Below are 16,018 nucleotides of genomic sequence, written 5' to 3' on the forward strand. Positions count from 1 at the left end.
TCAGCGCGGATCCCCAGCAATCCGTTGCTACCCCAGTAGCATCAGAAAACGACAACGACTTCCGGAGAGTCCATGCCCCGTATCGTCCGCGCAGTAGCAGCATGCGCATTGCTCAGCTCCCTCGCCGCCTGCGTGGTGACTCCCCAGCAACCCGCACCGGCGCCGCGCCCTAACCCGCAGCAGATCGCGGATCAGCGCTTCAACCAAGTTAACGGCCGTATCGACAACCTGAGCCACCGCATCGACGCTCGCGTCAACCAAGGCTACTACCCGCCCCCGCAAGGCGGCGCACTGCACCATCGCCTCGACGTGATCCGTCAGGAGGCTCACGACATGGCAGCGCAACACGGTGGCGGCCTGTCCGGCGACGAACAGCACGTGCTGAACCAGGAACTGGACAACGCGGCGCACGCCATCGGCGAATAATCGCGCCGGTTCAGGCACTGCAGCAAAGAAGCGCGAGCATCACGTCCCGCGCTTTTTTTTGACAGTCGCGAACCCGCAGCGCCGTCCCCCATGCCCTTTGCGGGCCTTTATTTGACAAGCCCCCGGCCCTCGCGTACATTCGCCGCACGCGTCGGGAGAGCGTGCTGGCCGCAGAAAATCGCAGGCCGCGCCGCCGAAGGGGCACACCCGCAAACTCTCAGGCAAAAGGACCGACCGCGTCGAAAAACCCGCCTCACGGCATCGGTTTTTCGCACTCTGGAGAGCGGCAGTAGCCGTCTGCGTCGAGTACATCGAGCAGACTCTGGCAGGCTGCCCACCGAAGGGGCGCGCGTTTCACCGCAGCGATCACGGCTTCAACATCGCACGGCAGCGCAATCTCTCAGGTATCGAGGACAGAGGGGTCATGCAACGCAATCTCTCGCAGCCAGCAGGCCGCGAGGCGTAGCGCCGCATGGCCTTTTTTGTTTCGCGAGACGCCTGAGGCCCCATGACCGAACTCAAACACACCCCGCTCAACGCCACCCATCGTGCGCTCAACGCCCGCATGGTCGATTTTGGCGGCTGGGACATGCCCGTCAACTACGGCTCGCAGATCGACGAACACCGCGCCGTGCGCACCGACGCCGGCATGTTCGACGTCTCGCACATGTGCGTCGTCGATTTCACCGGCGAGCGCGTGCGCGCCTTCTTCGAATATGCGCTGGCCAACAACGTCGGCAAGCTGCAAACGCCGGGCCGCGCGCTCTACTCCTGTCTGCTGAACCCGAATGGTGGCGTGATCGACGATCTGATCGTCTATTACTTCGGCGAAGATCACTTCCGCGTGGTCGTCAACGCCGGCACCGCCGACAAAGACATCGCCTGGTTCGGCGAGCTCAACACCGAAGGCAGCTTCGGCCTGACCATCACGCCGCGCCGCGATTATGCGATCGTCGCCGTACAAGGCCCGAACGCCCGCGAAAAAGTCTGGCAAACCGTGCCGGCCGCGCGCGCCGCCACTGAAGCATTGAAGCCGTTCAACGCCGCGCGCATCGAAGACACGCTGTTCGGCGAACTCACCGTCGCTCGCACCGGCTACACCGGCGAAGACGGCTTCGAAATCATCGTCCCGGCGGATCACGTCGAAGCGCTGTGGAACGCGCTTCATGCACAAGGCGTGCGCCCTGCGGGTCTTGGCGCGCGCGACACGCTGCGCCTCGAAGCCGGCATGAACCTGTACGGCCAGGATATGGACGACAACGTCTCGCCGCTCGACGCCGGCCTCGCTTGGACCGTCGATCTGACCTCGCCGCGCGACTTCGTCGGCAAGAGCAAGCTCGAAGCCGGCGGCTCGCAGGCTGCGTTCGTCGGTCTGATCCTGCTAAAGGAAAACGGCAAGGCGGCAGGCGTGCTGCGTGCTCACCAGAAAGTCGTCACGCCGCACGGCGAAGGCGAAATCACCAGCGGCACTTTTTCCCCGACGATGCAGGAATCGATCGCCTTTGCGCGCGTGCCGAAAGGCGTGCAGCCGGGCGACACCGTTCACGTCCAGATTCGCGACAAAAACGTACCCGCAAGCGTGGTAAAACTGCCGTTCGTGCGCAACGGCAAGGTGCTTGCAGTTTAAGCAGCCGGCGCGTGCGTCACCTTTTTTAAGTCCATACCGAATAACACCGCATAGGAGCATCCGATGAGCATCCCGGCCGATCTGAAATACACCGAATCGCACGAGTGGGTCCGCACCGAAGCGGACGGCACGCTGACCGTCGGCATCACCGACCACGCGCAGGAAGCGCTCGGCGACATCGTCTTCTTCGAAGTCCAGGAACTGGGCAAAACCGTCAACGCTGGCGACACCGTCGCCGTGATCGAGTCGGTGAAAGCCGCCTCCGATATCTACGCGCCGGTTTCGGGCGAAATCATCGAAGCGAACCCGGCCGTCGCCGATACGCCGGATGGCGTCAACAGCGCGCCGTACGACAACTGGCTCTTCAAGATCAAGCCGGCTGCGGACGCATCGCTGGATCGCCTGATCGACGCGGACGCGTACTCGAAGGCGATCGGCGCCTGATTCACTGCACGTTGCACCATTACGTTTAAACCCGACAGGCGCGGCGCGTCCGATTCAATCGTCGAACGGACGCCCGCACCGCCAGGAACACCTCATGAAGCTCGAACACCCGGATCGTCTGATGAACCGCACTCCTCTCTCGCTTGCCGCGCTCGAAGTGCATGACGCCTTCGCTGAACGGCACATCGGCCCGGATTCGGCCGACCAGCATGCGATGCTCGAAGCCCTCGGCTTCGCGTCGCGCGCCGCGCTGATCGACGCCGTCATTCCGAAGACGATCCGCCGCAGCGAAACACTGCCGCTCGGCCCCTTCGTGCAGCCGAAGAGCGAAGCGGAAGCGCTCGCCGCGCTGCGTGAGCTGGCGGACAAGAATCAGGTGTTCCGCTCGTACATCGGACAGGGCTATTACAACGCGCACACGCCGGCGGTGATCCTGCGTAACGTGCTCGAAAATCCGGCGTGGTACACCGCGTACACGCCGTATCAGCCGGAAATCTCGCAGGGCCGTCTGGAAGCGCTACTGAACTTCCAGCAGATGATCGTCGACCTGACGGGTCTGGCGATTTCGAACGCCTCGCTGCTCGACGAAGCCACCGCTGCCGCCGAAGCGATGACGCTGCTGCAACGCATCGGCAAGCCGAAGTCGAACGTGTTTTACGTCGCCGACGACGTGCTGCCGCAAACCATCGAAGTGGTGAAGACGCGCGCCACACCGGTCGGCATCGAAGTGAAAGTGGGCCCGGCTGCGGATGCCGCGAACGCGAATGCGTTCGGCGTGCTGCTGCAATACCCGGGCGTGAACGGCGACGTGCGCGACTACCGCGCGCTCGCTGATGCGATTCACGAAGCGGGCGGCCACGTCGTGGTCGCCGCCGATCTGCTCGCGCTGACCGTGCTCACGCCGCCGGGCGAATGGGGTGCGGACGTGGCCGTCGGCAACACGCAGCGTTTCGGCGTGCCGGTTGGTTTCGGCGGCCCGCACGCGGCTTACCTCGCCGTGCGCGACGAATTTAAGCGTCAGATGCCGGGGCGTCTCGTCGGCGTGACCGTCGATGCGCAAGGCAATCCGGCGCTGCGTCTGGCTCTGCAAACGCGCGAACAACACATCCGCCGCGAGAAGGCCACCTCGAACGTGTGCACCGCGCAAGCGCTGCTCGCGATCATGGCCAGCATGTACGCGGTGTATCACGGCCCGCACGGCCTGAAGACGATCGCGCTGCGTGTGAACCGTATCGCGGCGTTGCTCGCCGAAGGCGCGAAGCAACTGGGCTACACGCTCGTCAACGAAACCTTCTTCGATACGCTGACGTTCGAAACCGGTGCACGCACCCAGGCACTGCATGATGCGGCAACGGCCAAGCGGATCAATCTGCGCCGCGTGAGCGACACGCGCGTCGGCATCTCGATCGACGAAACCACCACGCGCAGCGATCTGGCCGATCTGCTCGCAGCGTTCGCGCAGGCGGCATTTGTCGATGAAGTCCCGCAAATCGACGCGCTCGACGCAGCGCTCCCCGCAGAAAGCACGGTGCCCGCCGCGCTCGAACGCACCAGCGCGTACCTCACGCACCACGTGTTCAACCGTCATCATTCTGAAACCGAAATGCTGCGCTATCTGCGCAGCCTGTCGGACAAGGACCTCGCGCTCGACCGCTCGATGATCCCGCTCGGCTCATGCACGATGAAGCTGAACGCGACCTCGGAAATGCTGCCGGTCACGTGGCCCGAATTCGGTCAGATTCACCCGTTCGCACCGGCCGAGCAAACGGTCGGCTACCGCGAAATGATCGATCAGCTCGAACAGATGCTGGTCGCGGCCACCGGCTACGCAGCCGTGTCGCTGCAACCGAACGCCGGGTCGCAAGGCGAGTACGCGGGTCTGTTGATCATCCACGCTTACCACGCGTCACGCGGCGAAGCGCATCGCAACGTCTGCCTGATTCCCGCTTCGGCGCACGGCACGAACCCGGCGTCGGCGCAAATGGCCGGCATGCAAGTGGTCGTGGTGGCTTGCGACGCGCAAGGCAACGTCGATATCGAAGACCTGAAGAAGAAGGCCGATCAGCACGCCGACAAGCTCGCGGCGATCATGATCACCTACCCGTCGACGCATGGCGTGTTCGAGGCGAACGTCCGCGAAATCTGCGAGATCGTGCATGCGCACGGCGGCCAGGTGTACGTGGACGGCGCGAACATGAACGCCATGGTCGGCCTGTGCGCGCCGGGCCAGTTCGGCGGCGACGTCTCGCACCTGAATCTGCACAAGACCTTCTGCATTCCGCATGGCGGCGGCGGACCGGGCGTCGGTCCGGTCGCGGTCGGCGCGCATCTCGCGCAATTCCTGCCGAATCAGATTGCGTCGGGCTATGAGCGCGCGCCGAACGGTATCGGCGCCGTGTCGGGCGCACCGTACGGTTCCGCGTCGATCCTGCCGATTTCTTGGATGTACATCGCGATGATGGGCGCGAAGAACCTCACTGCTGCCACCGAAACCGCGATCCTCAACGCGAACTACGTCGCGAACAAACTCGCGCCGCATTATCCGGTGCTGTATTCGGGCCCGGGCGGATTGGTCGCGCACGAGTGCATTCTCGACCTGCGTCCGATCAAGGAAACCAGTGGCATCACCGTCGACGACGTCGCCAAGCGCCTCGCCGACTACGGCTTCCACGCACCGACCATGAGCTTCCCGGTGCCGGGCACGCTGATGGTCGAGCCGACCGAATCGGAATCGAAGGAAGAACTCGACCGCTTCATCGAAGCGATGATCGCGATCCGCGAGGAAATTCGCGCCGTCGAAGAAGGCCGCTCGGACCGCGAAGACAATCCGCTCAAGCATGCGCCGCATACGGCGGCGGTAGTCATCGCGAACGAATGGAAGCATGCGTATGCGCGCGAAACTGCCGCGTATCCGCTGCCGACGCTGATCGCGAAGAAGTACTGGCCGCCGGTCGGCCGTGCGGACAACGTGTACGGCGACCGCAATCTGTTCTGCTCCTGCGTGCCGATCGCCGATTACGAGTAAGCGTGGCCGCAAACCGCGCATTGCCTGAAGGTTGTAAGCAGGCGTTGCGCGGTTCTGTCGCTTGTGTCCGCAAACGGCTAACATCACACACCGAATCAGCCTAACGAGGAGTTTCGCATGGCGCGAAAGGTGCGATTGATGCAAAGCCGGACCGAAGCAAGGCGAGCCCAGACGTGGCAGCAGGCTTGCACACTGCTGTTGGCAGGCGCGGCCGTGCTGCTGCTGCCGCTGCGGCAGGCGCAGGCCGCTATGAATTTTTGTGCAGCGCCCGCACTGCAAACCAGTGAGCGCACGAATGCCGATCCAGGCGTCAAAGCACTGGTCAGCAACGTGCAGGCGCATCTGAACGACCCGCCGCGAGCGCTTGCAAAACTGCATACCGAAGGCACGCTGCCGCACGAGGGCATCTACGATCAAAGCGTCGAGGCGGAGAAGGATCTCGATCTGCTGCGCGACGCCGCGCTCGCCTGGCGCGCAACCAGCGAGGACCGCTATCTGAAGCTGGTCGACCGCCTGCTATATGCGTGGGTCACGACTTATCAACCCAGTTTCAATCCGATCGACGAAACCCATTTCGAAGGCCTGATCCTCGCCTACGACATGACTGCGAGCGCGTTGCCGGTGAAAACCCGCAACGCAACGATGGCGTTTCTGACGAAGTTCGCGAACGGCTATATCGCGCAGATTGACGCGCAGCCGCGGCCGCTCACCGGTACGTTTCGGAACAACTGGCAAAGCCATCGGATCAAGCTGATCTCGATGGCCGCGTTCACGCTGGATAACCGCAAGATGATCAACGCGGCGCAGCGCCTGTTCGACGAGCATATCGGCGACAACATCGCGCCGGATGGCTCGACCGTGGATTTCGCCGAACGCGACGCACTGCACTATGTCACCTACGACCTGCAACCGCTCGTGACCGCCGCGCTCGCCGCGCGCCGCCACAACCGCAACTGGTTGCCGGAAAAGGGTGCGAACGGCGCGTCGCTGGCAGCCGCGCTGAACTGGCTCACGCCGTACGCGGACGGCAGCAGGACGCATGAAGAATTCGTGCATTCGAACGTTCCGTTCGATGCCAAACGTCGCGAGGCCGGTTTGCCTGGCTATTCGGGTCAATGGGACCCGAAAAACGCGACGGAACTGTTTCACCTGGCGGCGCGTCTCGACGGACGCTATACGCCGATCGCGCTACAGCTCGCACCGACGCCGCCCGCGTGGCTCGCCGTTTGCTTACCGCTGCCGGCGCGTTAAACTAACTTTTATCAGCAGGGAGCAGTAAATGGCAGTCAGTGTGTTCGACCTCTTCAAAATCGGCATTGGTCCGTCCAGTTCGCATACGGTCGGGCCGATGCGCGCGGCGCTGATGTTCGCGCAAGGGCTCGAACGCGACGGGCTGCTTGGGGCGACGGCATCGGTGAAAGTGGATCTGTACGGTTCGCTCGGCGCGACCGGCAAGGGGCACGGCACCGATCGCGGCGTGATGCTCGGTTTGATGGGCGATGCGCCCGACACGGTCGATCCGGACACGATCGCGCAACGGCTGGAAGCGGTGAAGGCCTCGCGCAAGCTCGCCTTGCTTGGCACGCACGACGTGCCGTTCGTGCAAAAAGATCACATTTCGTTTTATCGCCAGGCGCTCTCCGAGCATCCGAATGGCCTGAAGCTGCGTGCGTTCGACGCGCAGGGCGAGACGCTGCGTGAGTCGACCTATCTATCGGTGGGCGGCGGTTTTGTGGTGACGGCCGGCGCCGCGAACACAAAGGTGTTGAGCGCCGTCGAACAATTGCCGCATTCGTTCCGCAGCGGCAACGAATTGCTCGCGCTGTGCAAATCGACCGGCAAGAGCATCGCGCAATTGATGTGGGAAAACGAGCGCGTCTGGCACACGGAAGAAGAGACGCGTACGGGCCTGCTGAAGATCTGGAATGTGATGCAGTCGTGCGTGTCGCGCGGCTGCGGCATCAACAATCCGGATGCGGACGGTAACTTGCCCGGTCCGTTCCATGTAAAGCGCCGCGCGCCGCAGTTGTATCGAGCGCTGTCGAGCAATCCTGAACTGGCACTGCGCGATCCGCTGTCGATGGTCGACTGGATCAACCTGTACGCGATCGCCGTCAACGAAGAAAACGCTGCGGGCGGGCGCGTGGTCACCGCGCCGACCAATGGCGCGGCCGGCATCATTCCCGCAGTGCTGCATTACTACACGCGTTTCATGCCGGGCTCGAACGAGCAGGGTGTGATTGACTTCCTGATGACGGCGGCGGCAATCGGCATTCTGTACAAATTGAACGCGTCGATTTCAGGCGCGGAAGTGGGGTGCCAGGGTGAAGTGGGCGTGGCCTGCTCGATGGCCGCGGGTGCACTCGCGGCGGTGATGGGTGGCACGCCTGAGCAGGTCGAAAATGCGGCCGAAATCGGCATGGAGCATAACCTCGGGCTGACGTGCGATCCGGTCGGCGGGATGGTGCAGATTCCGTGTATCGAGCGCAATGCGATGGGCTCGGTGAAAGCCGTGAATGCCGCACGAATGGCGCTGCGCGGTGACGGCACACATTACGTGTCGCTGGATTCGGTGATCAAAACGATGATGCAGACCGGCGCCGATATGAAGACGAAGTACAAGGAAACGTCGCGCGGTGGGTTGGCGGTGAATATTGTGGAGTGTTGAGAACGCCGGATTTGTCCGGCGAGTTGTGCGATTAACGACGCGGGCTTCGGCCCGCGTTTTCGTTTCCGCGCTCGTGGTCGGCAGGCGATGCGGTTGCGCTGCTCCGTGACAGCGGCTGCGCTCTCGGCGTAAGCTGTTGAGGCGCCCGTCGGCGTGATTCAAGCCGATACGGCACTATTCGACCGCACCCACGCTCTGTCTGGAGGCTTCATCGCAATGTCGCTGCCGAATGCTCCCGCTTCTGATTCCCCTGTCGCCAAAACCACCGGCGCGCGTCTAGTCGTCGATGCCTTGCTGACGCATGGCGTCGAACGTGTTTTCTGCGTCCCCGGCGAAAGCTTTCTCGCCGTGCTCGATTCGTTACACGACGAAACTAAGCGCATTCAGACCATCGTCTGCCGGCACGAAGCGGCCGCTGCAAACATGGCCGAAGCCGTCGGCAAATTGACCGGCCGCCCGGGCGTCGCCATCGTCACGCGCGGACCGGGCGCGACGCATGCATCCATCGGCGTGCACACCGCGTTTCAGGACTCGACGCCGATGATCCTGCTGATCGGCCAATGCGCGCGCGAGCATCTGGACCGTGAGGCATTCCAGGAAATCGACTACCGGCGCATGTTCGGACAGATGGCCAAGTGGGTCGCGCAGATTGACGATCCGAAGCGCATTCCCGAATATCTGAGCCATGCGTTTCACACGGCGACGTCGGGGCGTCCGGGGCCGGTCGTGTTGTCGTTGCCGGAAGATGTGTTGAGCGATGCGTGTGAAGCCGTTGCCGGCGCGCCGAGATATAAGCGTGTGGCGGCGTCGCCATCCACAGCGCAGATGGAAGAGTTGCGTCGATTGCTGGAAGACGCGCAACGGCCGATGGTCATCGCCGGCGGCAGTGGCTGGACGCCCGCCGCATGCGCGGACTTCCAGCGCTTTGTGGAGAACTGGCAATTGCCAGTCGGCCTCGCGTTCCGCTTCCAGGACACGCTCGACAACGAGCATCCAAACTATGCGGGTGATGTCGGCCTCGGCATCAATCCGGCGCTTGCTCAACGTATCCGTGATGCGGACCTGCTACTCACGCTAGGCCCACGGCTAGGCGAAGCAACGACGAACGGCTACACGCTACTCGACATTCCGAAGACTAAACAAACTCTGGTGCACGTGCATCAAGGCGCGGAAGAACTCGGGCGCGTCTATGCGGCGGATCTGCCGATTGTCTCCGGTATGCCCGAACTGGCAGCGCTGCTTGCAACGTTAAAGCCGTCCGCCGAAAAGCTCGCATGGGCCGGCGCGGCAGAAGAAGCGCATCGCGCGTATCTCGACTGGCGCAAACCACGCCCGATTCCCGGCGACGTGCAAATGGGCGAATTGATCCAGCAGTTGCGCGCGCATCTACCGGACGACGCGATCCTCACAAACGGTGCGGGCAACTACGCAACGTGGCTGCATCGGCATTTCTCGTATCGGCATTTCCGCTCACAACTTGCGCCGACCAGCGGCGCGATGGGCTACGGCGTACCAGCGGCGATTGCGGCGAAGTCGATGTATCCGCAACGCGTGGTGGTCGCACTAGCAGGCGATGGCTGCTTCATGATGTCCGCGCAAGAACTCGCGACGGCAATGCAGTACGACCTGCATGTGATTTTCATCGTCGTGAACAACAGCCACTTCGGCACGATCCGAATGCATCAGGAGCGGCACTATCCGAATCGCGTGCACGGTACAGGCCTTACGAATCCGGACTTCGCGGCGTTCGCGAGGTCGTTCGGCGCACATGGAGAAACGGTGGAGCGGACGGAAGATTTTCTGCCGGCGCTGCAGCGCTCGATGGAAGCCAAGCGCGCAGCGGTGATCGAGATTCGCATGCCGCAGGAGGCGAGCACGCCGGGCGCAACGTTAGAACAGATTCGGGAGCAGGGAAGGAAACTACGAGGGGAGTGATGAAGTTGCGTTGCAGATGGCTGGCGTGGATTGCGCTGGAATAGCGACCACGTGGTCGCAGACGTCGCACACCGCTGCGAGAATATTCTTCACGTCACCTTTGCCGTCGCTGAAAGGCACGTCACGCCGCGCAAAGGTCGTGTTCACAAGCTGCTTGCAATGGTGACAAATTGCCTTGCTCTTCTCGCCTTCTTCATAGAGTTTCATCTTCATGGCTTCACTCACTGGTGCACGCTGATAAACACGGTTTCCGGATTGCCCACGAAGTAGAACTTCACGTACCAGCCGTCAGATATAAAAAACGCTTTGCTGATTTCGCGCCACCCGCGGGAATTGTCGATGAATTTTTTTTCGGGAGAAGGCTAACTAATCGGGCTCAAGCAAGCAGCACGAGCTCGAAGAGTCATAAAAAAACCCCGCCGAAGCGGGGTTCCTGACGTCAAAGCAAGCAGCAAAAAAAAACCGCTTACTTCCCGCCCACGCTTTGCAGCGTCGTCCACTTGCCGTCGACGACCTTGTACAGCGTGATACCGCCGTTCTTCAGGTCACCCTTCGTGTCATACGCGAGGTTCGCTGCCGTCACTGCCGGCATCGAGGTCTTCGCGAGCAGCGGCAGGTACTTGGCCGGATCGGTCGAGTTAGCCTTCTTCATGGCGTCGAACATTGCCATTGCGCCGTCGTAAGCGTACGGCGAGTACGTTTGCACGTCTTCGTTGAAGCGCTTCTTGTACTTCGCGACGTAGTCCTTGCCGCCCGGCATTTCTTCCAGCGGCAGGCCGGCGAGCGATGCCACCGTACCGTTCGCTGCGTCACCCGCGATCTGGATGAACGTCGGCGTGTGGACCATTTCGCCGCCCATCAGCGGCGCCTTGATGCCCAGTGCCTTCATCTGCTTGACCATCGGTGCCGCTTGCGAATCCGCGCCGCCGTAATAGATCAGGTCCGGTTGGACCGACTTCAGCTTGGTCAGGATCGACTTGAAGTCGACAGCCTTGTCGTTCGTGTATTCACGATCGACGATGGTTGCGCCCGATGCCTTCGCGGCCTTTTCGAACTGATCAGCCAGACCTTGGCCGTAAGCCGTGCGGTCGTCGACGATCGCGATCTTCTTCACACCCAGGGTCTTCACCGCGAACGTGCCGGCGACCGAACCTTGCTGCGTGTCGGACGTCATCATGCGGAACGTGGTCTTGAAGCCTTGTTGCGTGTACTCAGGCGCCGTCGCCATTGCGATTTCGGGGATGCCTGCGTTCGCGTAAATGCGCGAAGCCGGAATCGTGGTGCCCGAGTTGAAGTGGCCGAGCATGCCCTTGATGCCGTCATCCACCAGCTTTTGTGCAACGGTCGTGCCGGTGCGCGGGTCAGCCTGGTCGTCGGCCGAATCCAGCACGAAGCGAACCTGCTTGCCACCGATCATCGGCTTGGTTGCGTTCATGTCTTCCACAGCCAGCGTGATGCCGTTCTGGAAGTCCTTACCGTAGTGCGCCTGTGCGCCCGTCATCGGACCGGCAAAGCCGATCTTCACGTCTTCGGTCGATTGAGCGTTGGCCGTCCCCGCCAGCGACATTGCTGCAACCAGCGCTGCGCCTGCCAGCTGTTTCATCTTGTGTTGCATAGCTTCTCCTTGGTACCAGGTGTGGATGGAGCGGTTTCGGGGTCGCCGTACCGCTTCCGTTTTATTGAAGTAATCGATGAGGTTCGCTCAACCGATCGTCATCAAATTCGCATTACCGCCCGCTGCTGCCGTATTCACGCTGACCGAGCGTTCCGTCAACAGACGCTCGAGTGCATAGTCCTCATCGCCGCTTTCCAGCGCGCGAGCCGCGACGCCCTGCACCGAGACGATCGGCCCCGGGCGCTTCGCGACTTCCTTCACCAGCGCCAGCAGTTCGTCGCTATCGCCTTCGAACAGCACTGCGTCGAACGGCGTATCGGCGCTCTTCTTCACGCTTGCGTAAGACTTCAACGCGGCAGGCAACTGCGACACCAATTGTTCACCAGCCGCGCCCTCGAACAACGCGCGATTTCCCGTAGCCAGCGCCGCGGCGAACTGCACGCGCGCACCGCTCGCCGTCGAGGCGATACACAGCACCGTGCCGCGCGCGCCCAGCGTGTACGTATTGCGCTCGCCCGTGGGCCCAGACAATACCGCAGTTGCGCCCGCCGGCACATGCGACAGATAACCGTCGCAACGTGCGGCCAACACTGGCTGCTGTTCGCTGATCAGCCAGTCGCGCAGCGCCGTCAACGCAGCGGACGGATTATCCCCGTTCGCGCCCGCTTGCGGTACATCAACGATCAATGCATCGGCCAGCGACTTCGGCAAACCCGCCGGACGCGTCGCCAACAGACGCTGCAAATACAGCGCGCCACCTGCTTTCGGACCCGTGCCCGACAAACCTTCACCACCGAACGGCTGAACCCCCACCACCGCGCCGATCACGTTGCGGTTCACGTAGATATTGCCGACATGCGCGCGGCTGATCACATGGGCGATGGTTTCGTCGATCCGCGTGTGGATGCCGAGCGTCAGGCCGTAGCCGGTCGTACGGATCTGTTCGAGCAGCTTGTCCAACTGGCTGCGGCGGTAACGCACCACATGCAGCACTGGGCCGAACACTTCGCGCTTCAATTCGTCGATGCTGTCGAGTTCGATCAGCGTCGGCGGAACAAACGTGCCTTGTGCGCTGCCTTCCGGCATCGGCAGTTGCTCGACCTTGCGGCCTTTCTCGCGCATCGCTGCGACGTGCGCGTCGATACCGCGCTTCGCATCGAGGTCGATCACCGGGCCGACATCGATCGACAGGCGGTCCGGATTGCCTACCGACAGTTCGCGCATCGCGCCCGTCAGCATTTCCAGCGTGCGGTCCGCCACATCTTCTTGTAGACAAAGAACGCGCAACGCGGAACACCGTTGACCGGCGGAATCGAACGACGACTGCAGCACGTCCGCGACCACCTGTTCAGCGAGCGCCGACGAATCGACGATCATCGCATTCTGGCCGCCGGTTTCGGCGATCAGCGGAATCGGCTTGCCTTCCGGGTCGAGGCGGTTCGAGAGCGTCTTGTTGATCAGACGCGCGACTTCGGTCGACCCCGTGAACATCACCGCACGGGTGCGCGGATCGGCCACCAACGCGGCGCCGACCGTTTCGCCGTCGCCCGGCAACAGTTGCACCGCGCCCGCCGGCACGCCGGCTTCGCGCAGGATACGCACGGCTTGCGCGGCGATCAGCGGCGTTTGTTCGGCCGGCTTCGCGAGCACGGTGTTACCGGCCGCCAAAGCCGCGGCGACCTGACCCATGAAAATCGCCAGCGGGAAGTTCCACGGGCTGATACAGACCACCGGACCGAGCGGGCGGTGCGTGTCGTTGGAGAATTCGTTGCGGATCTGCGTTGAGTAGTAGCGCAGGAAATCGATCGCTTCGCGGATTTCCGCGACCGCGTTCGCCAGCGACTTGCCGGCTTCACGCACCACGAGACCCATCAGCGTGTGCATCTGCGCTTCGAGCAGATCGGCGGCACGCGCGAGGCAATCGGCGCGGGCATCGACCGGCGTCGCTTGCCAGATCGGTGCGGCGGCGACCGCGTGCGCCAATGCTGCGCTCACGTGTTCCGACGTCGCTTCGACGACCGTGCCGACGAGGTCGCGATGATCGGCCGGGTTCCGCACGTCACGTGCGACGCCCACGGCGATCTCGTTGTCTTCCAGCATCGGCGCGGCGCGCCACGGGTGATGCGCGCTCGCCAGCAACGCCGACGACAGCGAGGCCAGACGATGTTCGTTCGACAGATCGAGGCCCATAGAATTGAGACGCTCGGCGCCAAACAGATTGCGCGGCAGCGGAATTTTCGCGTGCGGCGCGCCGAGCGGGACGATCTTCGAGGCTTCGTCGACCGGGTCGGCGATCAGGTCCTTGATCGCGACGCTTTCATCGGCGATGCGGTTCACGAACGACGTGTTCGCGCCGTTTTCCAGCAGACGGCGCACGAGGTACGCGAGCAGCGTTTCATGTGTGCCGACCGGCGCGTACACGCGGCACGGACGGTTCAGCTTGTCGCGGCCGGTGACTTCCTCGTACAGCGGTTCGCCCATGCCGTGCAGGCACTGGAACTCGTACTGGCCGGGATAGTAGTTATTGCCCGCGAGATGATAGATCGCCGACAGCGTGTGCGCGTTGTGCGTGGCGAACTGCGGATAAACGGCATCCGGCGCGCCGAGCAACTTCTTGGCGCAGGCAACGTACGACACGTCCGTGTAGATCTTGCGCGTGTAGACCGGATAGCCTTCGAGGCCATCCACTTGCGCACGCTTGATTTCGCTATCCCAGTATGCGCCCTTCACGAGGCGGACCATGATGCGGTGACGGCTGCGGCGCGCCAGATCGACGATGTAATCGATCACGAACGGGCAGCGCTTCTGATACGCCTGCACCACGAAACCGATGCCGTTCCAGCCGGCCAGCTCCGGATCGAAGCACAGCGCTTCGAGCAGATCGAGCGAGATTTCGAGGCGGTCGGCTTCTTCTGCGTCGATGTTCAGGCCGATGTCGTAGCGGCGCGCGAGGATCGCCAAAGAGCGAACACGCGGCAGCAGCTCGCTCATCGTGCGTTCCTGCTGCGAACGCGAATAGCGTGCGTGCAGCGCCGACAGCTTGATCGAGATGCCAGGGCCTTCGTAGATGCCACGGCCGCCGGCGGCTTTGCCGATCGCGTGGATCGCCTGTTCGTACGACGCGTAGTAGCGCTGCGCATCGGCTTCGGTGGTGGCCGCTTCGCCGAGCATGTCGTACGAATAGCGGAAGCCGCGTGCTTCGTACTTGCGGCTATTGGCCAAGGCTTCGGAGATGTTCTCGCCGGTGACGAACTGTTCGCCCATCAGGCGCATCGCCATATCGACGCCCTTCCTGATCAACGGCTCGCCGCCCTTGCCGATCAGACGCGTAAGCGCCGACGACAGACCCGTTTCGCTATTGGTCGTCACCAGCTTGCCGGTGATCATCAAGCCCCAAGTCGCGGCGTTGACGAACAGCGACGGCGCCTGGCCAACGTGCGATTTCCAGTCGCCCTTGCTGATCTTGTCGCGGATCAGCGCGTCACGCGTAGCGCGGTCGGGAATGCGCAGCAGCGCTTCGGCGAGGCACATCAGCGCCACGCCTTCCTGGCTCGACAGCGAGAATTCGTGGATCAGCCCTTCGACGCCACCACCCTTGCTCTTCGTGCGCAGCGTTTCGACCAGCTTGCCGGCCATCGCTTGCACGTCGCCCGCGAGATTGGCCGGCAGACGCGCCTGGCCGAGCAGGAACGGCACGCATTCCGGCTCGGGACGGCGATACGCAGCGGTGATTGCCGCACGCAGCACCGATTGCGGTTGCACGTTCTGCGCGAATTCGAGGAACGGATGCGACGCACCGTCTTCCTCCTGCTCCACCGCGGCGCCCTCAGCCAGATCGGCCGAGCCGGTGTGGCCCGACAATTCAGGAGGCAATTGGCCGTGCTCGATCTTTTCGAGGTATGCGAAGATCGCCTGCTTGATCAGCCAGTGCGGAGTGCGTTCGAGGCGAGTAGCGGCATCTTTCAGCCGGGAACGCAGGAGGTCGTCGACCTTGACGCCGAGGGTGGTGCTAGCCATGTTTCCTTCTTCGGATACCAGACTAAATCGCTGGCGAAAGACTAAAAGTTGAGCGAATCGTACGCCTCCCAATAAAAAGGTGCAACCATGCACCGTGCATGGTTGCACCTTCGTGAAAGCCCGGTACAGCGGGGGTTTGCGCCGAATGGCGCTGCGCATGGCGACGGCGGTTGCGATCAGTACTTTCCCTGGCGTGATTCTTTTTGCATTTACCCTTATCAGATTGATCGGCGCGCCGTTATACAGAACATGGATGGTCGC

At 62.6% G+C, this 16,018-nt stretch carries 10 protein-coding genes and 2 riboswitches; of the genes, 7 read left to right on the forward strand and 3 right to left on the reverse strand.

From position 1 onward, the window contains the following. Positions 1–72: 72 nt before the first annotated feature. From GNZ13_RS07495 to GNZ13_RS07525, 7 genes are all read left to right on the forward strand, one after another. Complete coding sequence (locus tag GNZ13_RS07495; protein WP_172161932.1) at positions 73–426, forward strand: hypothetical protein; 354 nt, start codon at positions 73–75, stop codon at positions 424–426. Between the two features lie 142 nt (positions 427–568). Continuing rightward, positions 569–669: riboswitch (glycine riboswitch) on the forward strand. A gap of 23 nt (positions 670–692) precedes the next feature. After that, a riboswitch (glycine riboswitch) is annotated at positions 693–853 on the forward strand. Between the two features lie 81 nt (positions 854–934). Further along, complete coding sequence (gene gcvT, locus GNZ13_RS07500) at positions 935–2,053, forward strand: glycine cleavage system aminomethyltransferase GcvT (RefSeq protein ID WP_172161934.1); 1,119 nt, start codon at positions 935–937, stop codon at positions 2,051–2,053. Between the two features lie 63 nt (positions 2,054–2,116). Next, entirely contained in the window at positions 2,117–2,497 is a 381-nt protein-coding gene (gene gcvH, locus GNZ13_RS07505; protein WP_172161936.1) for a glycine cleavage system protein GcvH, read from the forward strand. Between the two features lie 94 nt (positions 2,498–2,591). Then, entirely contained in the window at positions 2,592–5,522 is a 2,931-nt protein-coding gene (gene gcvP / locus GNZ13_RS07510) for an aminomethyl-transferring glycine dehydrogenase (protein ID WP_172161938.1), read from the forward strand. A 117-nt stretch (positions 5,523–5,639) separates the two neighbouring features. After that, positions 5,640–6,773, forward strand: a complete 1,134-nt coding sequence (locus GNZ13_RS07515; RefSeq protein WP_172161940.1) for an alginate lyase family protein — start codon at positions 5,640–5,642, stop codon at positions 6,771–6,773. A gap of 28 nt (positions 6,774–6,801) precedes the next feature. Beyond that, on the forward strand, positions 6,802–8,190 hold the full coding sequence (locus GNZ13_RS07520) for an L-serine ammonia-lyase (RefSeq protein WP_172161942.1): 1,389 nt from the start codon (positions 6,802–6,804) through the stop codon (positions 8,188–8,190). Positions 8,191–8,406: 216 nt separating this feature from the next. Beyond that, positions 8,407–10,125, forward strand: a complete 1,719-nt coding sequence (locus GNZ13_RS07525) for a thiamine pyrophosphate-binding protein (protein WP_172162148.1) — start codon at positions 8,407–8,409, stop codon at positions 10,123–10,125. On the opposite strand, the gene GNZ13_RS07530 is transcribed toward GNZ13_RS07525, so the two are convergent. From GNZ13_RS07530 to putA, 3 genes are all read right to left on the reverse strand, one after another. Beyond that, positions 10,111–10,338: a hypothetical protein gene (locus GNZ13_RS07530; RefSeq protein WP_172161944.1), complete on the reverse strand. Its 228-nt coding sequence runs from the start codon at positions 10,336–10,338 to the stop codon at positions 10,111–10,113. The genes GNZ13_RS07525 and GNZ13_RS07530 overlap by 15 nt on opposite strands. A 253-nt stretch (positions 10,339–10,591) precedes the next feature. After that, positions 10,592–11,740, reverse strand: coding sequence for a branched-chain amino acid ABC transporter substrate-binding protein (locus tag GNZ13_RS07535; RefSeq protein WP_172161946.1), 1,149 nt, complete (start codon positions 11,738–11,740; stop codon positions 10,592–10,594). An 87-nt stretch (positions 11,741–11,827) separates the two neighbouring features. Continuing rightward, positions 11,828–15,757 carry a trifunctional transcriptional regulator/proline dehydrogenase/L-glutamate gamma-semialdehyde dehydrogenase gene (putA, locus tag GNZ13_RS07540; RefSeq protein WP_172161948.1) on the reverse strand — a complete coding sequence of 1,310 codons (3,930 nt, stop codon included), beginning with the start codon at positions 15,755–15,757 and terminating at the stop codon, positions 11,828–11,830. Between the last annotated feature and the right edge of the window lie 261 nt (positions 15,758–16,018).

It is taken from the genome of Paraburkholderia elongata (assembly GCF_013177735.1).
Classification (GTDB): Bacteria; Pseudomonadota; Gammaproteobacteria; order Burkholderiales; family Burkholderiaceae; genus Paraburkholderia; species Paraburkholderia elongata.

Excerpts from the sequence above, each read along its gene's own strand:
- GNZ13_RS07495 (WP_172161932.1), top strand. The coding sequence starts at position 73 with ATGCCCCGTATCGTCCGCGCAGTAGCAGCATGCGCATTGCTCAGCTCC.
- gcvT (WP_172161934.1), top strand. The coding sequence starts at position 935 with ATGACCGAACTCAAACACACCCCGCTCAACGCCACCCATCGTGCGCTC.
- gcvH (WP_172161936.1), top strand. The coding sequence starts at position 2,117 with ATGAGCATCCCGGCCGATCTGAAATACACCGAATCGCACGAGTGGGTC.
- gcvP (WP_172161938.1), top strand. The coding sequence starts at position 2,592 with ATGAAGCTCGAACACCCGGATCGTCTGATGAACCGCACTCCTCTCTCG.
- GNZ13_RS07515 (WP_172161940.1), top strand. The coding sequence starts at position 5,640 with ATGGCGCGAAAGGTGCGATTGATGCAAAGCCGGACCGAAGCAAGGCGA.
- GNZ13_RS07520 (WP_172161942.1), top strand. The coding sequence starts at position 6,802 with ATGGCAGTCAGTGTGTTCGACCTCTTCAAAATCGGCATTGGTCCGTCC.
- GNZ13_RS07525 (WP_172162148.1), top strand. The coding sequence starts at position 8,407 with ATGTCGCTGCCGAATGCTCCCGCTTCTGATTCCCCTGTCGCCAAAACC.
- GNZ13_RS07530 (WP_172161944.1), bottom strand. The coding sequence starts at position 10,338 with ATGAAGATGAAACTCTATGAAGAAGGCGAGAAGAGCAAGGCAATTTGT.
- GNZ13_RS07535 (WP_172161946.1), bottom strand. The coding sequence starts at position 11,740 with ATGCAACACAAGATGAAACAGCTGGCAGGCGCAGCGCTGGTTGCAGCA.
- putA (WP_172161948.1), bottom strand. The coding sequence starts at position 15,757 with ATGGCTAGCACCACCCTCGGCGTCAAGGTCGACGACCTCCTGCGTTCC.